The organism is Binatus sp. (SeqCode) (genome assembly GCF_036522015.1).
GTDB lineage: Bacteria > Desulfobacterota > Binatia > Binatales > Binataceae > Binatus.
In genome coordinates, this window is record NZ_DATDGQ010000054.1 from 1 (window position 1) to 5,080 (window position 5,080).

Sequence of the window (5,080 nt, forward strand, 5' to 3'; positions counted from 1 at the left end):
GTCGTCTACTTCCGTAACTGCGATGAGGTCAAGCCGACACAGTCAGCACAGATTCACCTGCATCGAAATCATGGTGCCTATTCTGGTCGTGGGTCTGCTGACGACAATTGTCGTGCAGAGCCTGCGCGGCGCCACAGATAAGGCCAAGCGCACCAAGGCACAGGCCGATATCGCCGAGCTCGAGACCGCGCTGGATCGTTACTATCGCGACAACGGATACTACCCGACCACCGATCAGGGTCTTCTAGCGCTGGTCACGCCGCCGACAAATGGCATAGTTCCCCTCGTCTATTACACTGGCGCTTATATCGAGCGCCTTCCGAAAGACCCGTGGGGGAATCCGTACTTCTATCAAAGCGATGGGAATTCGTACGTCCTGAAGTCGCTGGGCCCAGACGGAGTCGAAAGTGCCGACGATATCGTCGCCACCCAATCGCAGTGAGGGTCTCGAATCTTGCCTCGCCCCCCGTGGGGGAAGCCCCGCCGCCACGCGTCCTCGCGCGGCGGATGAGGGACCGAAATTGCTGAGGTTCCTAAATGTGCGGCGCAACAGACATCCACGCCGCACAATTGTCCCTCACCCTCTCCCCACATGGGGCGAGGGGATGAGACGTGGGGCGAGGGAATAAGAGGAATCAGAGGGCGAGGGAACTAAGGTTGATAAGAATGGTGCGCCATGAGGGACTTGAACCCCCGACCTGATGATCCGTAGTCATCCGCTCTAATCCACTGAGCTAATGGCGCATCGGAACCCTAGAAATTTTCATATCGCGGCGCCGCGAGCAAGCAGAACGGTTTTGCCTGAATAAAAAACGGGCCGGCGGGAGAAGTGTCCGCCGGCCCGCAACTGACTGGTCTGGAGAAGTGTCAGACCAGTCAGTTCTACTGTAGGTAGCTATTTAATACAAAATTGCCGCACTTGTGTCCAGCGCTAAATACTACCCCATTCGTCTTACCATTTAACTTTTTCGAACAGCGCGCAGCGCCTGTTCGCCGTATGAACACTGGGGTGCAGGGGGTCACCCCCTGCCGCTCACCGCGCAGGTGATTTAATTCTGCGCCGCGGGAATCCACACCGACACCGTCGTTCCTTCATGCACCTTGCTCTCGATCCTCAGTGCCCCGTGATGCAACTGCACAATGTGCTTGACGATCGCCAACCCCAGCCCCGTGCCGCCGAGCTCGCGCGAGCGCGCGCGATCGACGCGATAGAATCGCTCCGTCAGGCGCGGGATATCCGCGGCCGGGATTCCCTCGCCGGTATCCACCACGACCAGCGCGACGCCCGGCTTCGCGGCTGCTCCGTTGGAGTCGGTGGCTTCGCGCGCTTCGACCGTCACGCGCCCTTCGCGCGGCGTGTACTTGAGCGCATTGTCGATCAGATTGAGCATCACCTGGTGCAAGCGGTCGCGGTCGCCTGCCACCTTCGGCAACCCATCGGGGCAATTCACTGACAGGCGCAGGCCGCGCCGCCCCGCCTGCGCCTGCATCAGCTCGGCCGCCTCGGACAGCACGCGTGACGGCTCGAGCTGCTCGATCTTGAGCGGAGTAAGCCCGCGTTCCAAATCTGAAAGCGAGACCAGGTCGTCGAGCAAGCGCGCGAGGCGGCGCGCCTGCCGCTCGATAATGCCGAGGAACCGCGTCGAGGTCTCGCGATCGTCCACGCCCTGGATGAGCGTCTCCGCGTACCCGTACAGCGCGCTTAGCGGCGTGCGCAGCTCATGCGTTAGATTCGAAATAAAATCCGCGCGCAGCGTCTCGTATGCCTTGAGCTGCGTGATGTCGTGAAAAACGAACACCCACGCAGCGCCGCGCGAGGTACGAATCTGCGCAGCACTGGCGCTGACGTGCAGCGGCGCCGGGTTCTGGATCATGATTTCCGCGCTCATCACGTCATTGCCCGTCGATCGCATCGAGCGTCCGGCAAATTCCTGCAGGCGCGGGTCGCGGCACAGCTCGACGAACGGCCGCGCACGATAGTCCGTGTCGGCGCCCAGGGCGAAGATGCGCCGGGCGGCGCCGTTGAGGAGGATCACCTCGCCGCGCGCTCCCGTCACGACCACCGCCTCGGCCATGCTGCGCAAGATGGCCTCGAACTCGTCACGCTGCTCGGCCAGCGAATCCACGTCGGCGACGATCGCGTCGGCGGCGTCGAGCAGGTGATGCTCCGCACGGCCCATCGCGTCGCTTCCTTCCGGCAGCAGATGTGGTGGCGGGCGCCGGTCTTGCAGCGCGGCGGCAACGGCGTCGAGTCTTTCAGCGCGGCGCGAGAGCGCGCGTCCGATTGCGCGGGCGGGAATCGCGCCGAGCGCAAGTCCGAGCACGATTACCACGGCGACCCACACCGGCGACGCCGCTCCGGTGGCTGCCAGCACCACCAGGAATATAGCTGCGGGTGCGAGACCGATTCCTATCGCCGCAATCAGGCTGGCGGTCGGCGTTCTATCCAAGCGCTTCGGGGTTGAAGCGATATCCCACGCTTCGCACCGTGAGGATCAATTCCGGATTGGCGTCATCGCGCTCGATATGCTGGCGCAGGCGGCGGACGTGCACGTCGACGGTCCGCGGTTCGACGAACGTGTCGCGTCCCCACACCATGTCGAGCAGTTGTTCGCGCGTATATACCCGCATCGGATGTTGCACGAAAAATTTCAGCAGTTCGAACTCGCGCAGCGCAAGCTCCCGACGCTTTTCTTCCACGAACACCTGGTAAGTGCCGAAGTCCATTCGCAGCCGCCCCTTATCATACGCGCCGCCGCCGGAGTCCGGCTCTGAAAGCGGATTCGCACGCCGCAGCAGCGCCTTGACCCGCGCCACCAGCTCGCGCGGACTGAACGGCTTCACGACGTAATCGTCCGCGCCCATCTCCAGTCCGAGCACCTTGTCCACTTCGGTGCCCTTGGCCGTGACAATCAGAATCGGCAGATGCGCGGTCTCGCGCTCGGCGCGCATCTGGCGGCATACCTGCAGCCCCGGCATCCCCGGCAGCATCAAGTCCAGCACCATCAGATCGGGCACCCGCCGCTTGACCTTCGCGAGCGCCTGCGCGCCGTCGGCCGCGTCCTCGACGATGAACCCCTCCTGCGCGAGGTTGTAGCGGATCAGCTCGCGGATGTCGGCGTCGTCCTCGACGATCAGCACGCGGTAGCGAAGTCCGCGCTGCGCCTCGGAGACCGGGTTCGTGGCCTGGCTGGTTTGATTCATCGCTTCTCCCCCTCCACCTTGTAAATCAAGTTCCCCGCTTCTTTGTTTCCACGTGGCGGATCATCTTGCCCTTGACCATAAACGTCACCATCTCCGCGATGTTGGTCGCGTGATCGGCGATCCGCTCCAGGTACTTTGAAACGAACAGCAGCCGCGTCGCCGACGCAATCGTATGCGGATCCTCCGCCATGTAGCTCAGCAGCTCGCGATAGACCTGGTAGTTGAGCAGATCGACTTCGTCGTCGCGCGCGATCACCTGGTCGGCCAGGTCCGTGTCATCGCGCATGAACGCGTCGATACTGTCCTTGACCATCGACTGTGCTATTTCCGCCATGCGCGGCAAGTCGATATAGGGCTTGAGCTGCGGAACTTCGTTCAGCTCGAGCGAGCGCTCGCAAATGTTGACCGCATTGTCGCCGATTCGCTCCAGGTCGGTCGTGATCTTCAGTCCCGTCGTGATAAAGCGCAGGTCGCTGGCGGTCGGCTGATGCAGCGCGAGCAGCCGGATGCACTGCTCGTCGTTGTCGTTGTCCATCCGATTCACTTCTTCGTCGCGCTGGATTACTTCGCGCGCATGGTCGCTGTCGCGATTCACCAGCGCATCGACCGCCTCGGCGATTTGACGCTCGACCAGTCCGCCCATCTTGAGCAGACCGGCGCGCAAGCCGCGCAAATCCTCTTCGTACTGCCTGTTGGTATGCTGCGGCTGTGTACTATCCATTTTCCTTTCCCCGAGATCAGCCGAATCGCCCGGTGATATAGTCCTCAGTCTCACGCTTGGTGGGGTTCGTGAAGATCTGCTTGGTCTCGCCGTATTCGATCAGATCGCCGGTGTACATGAATGCCGTCATGTCGGAGCAGCGCGCGGCTTGCTGCATGTTGTGCGTCACAATGACGATAGTGTACGCCGACTTCAGTTCGAGCAGAAGTTCCTCGATGCGCGCGGTCGAGATCGGGTCGAGCGCCGAGCACGGCTCGTCCATCAGCAACACCTCGGGCTGAACGGCCAGCGCCCGCGCGACGCACAAGCGCTGCTGCTGCCCGCCCGACAAACTCCCGCCGGGACGCCGCAGGCGATCCTTCACCTCTTCCCACAGCGCCGCCTGGCGCAGGCTTCGCTCGATTATCGAATCGCGCTCGGCGCGGCCTACCTCGACTCCGTTGAGCGTCAGTCCCGCCGCGACGTTGTCCTCGATCGACATGGTCGGAAAGGGCGTCGGCTTCTGGAACACCATCCCGATTCGCCGCCGCACCTGCACCGGATCGACCTCGCTGTCGTAGATGTTGTTCCCGTCGAGCAGCACTTCGCCGGTAGCAGTCGCGCCGGGCACCACCTCATGCATCCGGTTGAGGCATCGCACCAATGTCGATTTACCGCATCCCGACGGTCCAATGATCGCCGCGATACGGTCTTGCTCGAACGACAGGCTGACGTCTTTGAGCGCGCGATTCTTGTGGAAGTACGCGTTGAGATTTTTGACGACCAGCTTTTCAGCCATGGCTACCTTGGCGCTTTCGCCGCCCCGCCCGTCACCCATCGCACGCCCAACTCGAGCGCAAGGATTATCGCCGTCAGCACCAGCGCGCCCGCCCACGCCTGCCGCTGCCAATCGCCAAACGGCGAAATCGCGTATGTGTAAACCTGCACCGTCAACGTGTTTATCGGATGGAACAGCGACGTCGACCAGAACCGGTTGCCGAACGCCGTGTACAGCAGCGGCGCCGTCTCGCCCGACACTCGCGCCACCGCCAGGATCACCCCGGTGGTGATCCCCGACAGCGCCGTGCGCGCCACCACCGACAGCATCGTGCGCCAGTTCGGCACTCCCAGCGCCAGCGACGCCTCGCGCAGTTCCGGCGGCACCAGCAGCACCAT

The 5,080-nt window shown here is 62.7% G+C and carries 6 protein-coding genes and 1 tRNA gene; 1 reads left to right on the forward strand and 6 read right to left on the reverse strand.

The window, feature by feature from the left end:
- Positions 1-22 precede the first annotated feature (22 nt).
- Entirely contained in the window at positions 23-442 is a 420-nt protein-coding gene (gene gspG, locus VIW95_RS02370) for a type II secretion system major pseudopilin GspG (protein WP_331583648.1), read from the forward strand.
- A 225-nt stretch (positions 443-667) separates the two neighbouring features.
- Here the strand turns inward: gspG and VIW95_RS02375 are convergent.
- From VIW95_RS02375 to VIW95_RS02400, 6 genes are all read right to left on the reverse strand, one after another.
- Positions 668-744, reverse strand: a tRNA-Arg gene (locus tag VIW95_RS02375).
- 305 nt (positions 745-1,049) lie between these two features.
- Entirely contained in the window at positions 1,050-2,450 is a 1,401-nt protein-coding gene (locus VIW95_RS02380) for an ATP-binding protein (protein WP_331583650.1), read from the reverse strand.
- Entirely contained in the window at positions 2,443-3,204 is a 762-nt protein-coding gene (locus VIW95_RS02385) for a response regulator (RefSeq protein ID WP_331583652.1), read from the reverse strand. Before VIW95_RS02385 ends, VIW95_RS02380 begins: the two co-directional genes overlap by 8 nt.
- A 25-nt stretch (positions 3,205-3,229) precedes the next feature.
- On the reverse strand, positions 3,230-3,925 hold the full coding sequence (phoU, locus tag VIW95_RS02390) for a phosphate signaling complex protein PhoU (protein ID WP_331583654.1): 696 nt from the start codon (positions 3,923-3,925) through the stop codon (positions 3,230-3,232).
- 16 nt (positions 3,926-3,941) lie between these two features.
- Positions 3,942-4,703, reverse strand: coding sequence for a phosphate ABC transporter ATP-binding protein PstB (gene pstB, locus VIW95_RS02395; RefSeq protein ID WP_331583656.1), 762 nt, complete (start codon positions 4,701-4,703; stop codon positions 3,942-3,944).
- 2 nt (positions 4,704-4,705) lie between these two features.
- On the reverse strand, positions 4,706-5,080 hold a 375-nt coding region (locus VIW95_RS02400; RefSeq protein ID WP_331583658.1), incomplete at its 5' end, for a PstA family ABC transporter permease.

Excerpts from the sequence above, each read along its gene's own strand:
- pstB (WP_331583656.1), bottom strand. The coding sequence starts at position 4,703 with ATGGCTGAAAAGCTGGTCGTCAAAAATCTCAACGCGTACTTCCACAAG.
- phoU (WP_331583654.1), bottom strand. The coding sequence starts at position 3,925 with ATGGATAGTACACAGCCGCAGCATACCAACAGGCAGTACGAAGAGGAT.
- gspG (WP_331583648.1), top strand. The coding sequence starts at position 23 with ATGAGGTCAAGCCGACACAGTCAGCACAGATTCACCTGCATCGAAATC.
- VIW95_RS02385 (WP_331583652.1), bottom strand. The coding sequence starts at position 3,204 with ATGAATCAAACCAGCCAGGCCACGAACCCGGTCTCCGAGGCGCAGCGC.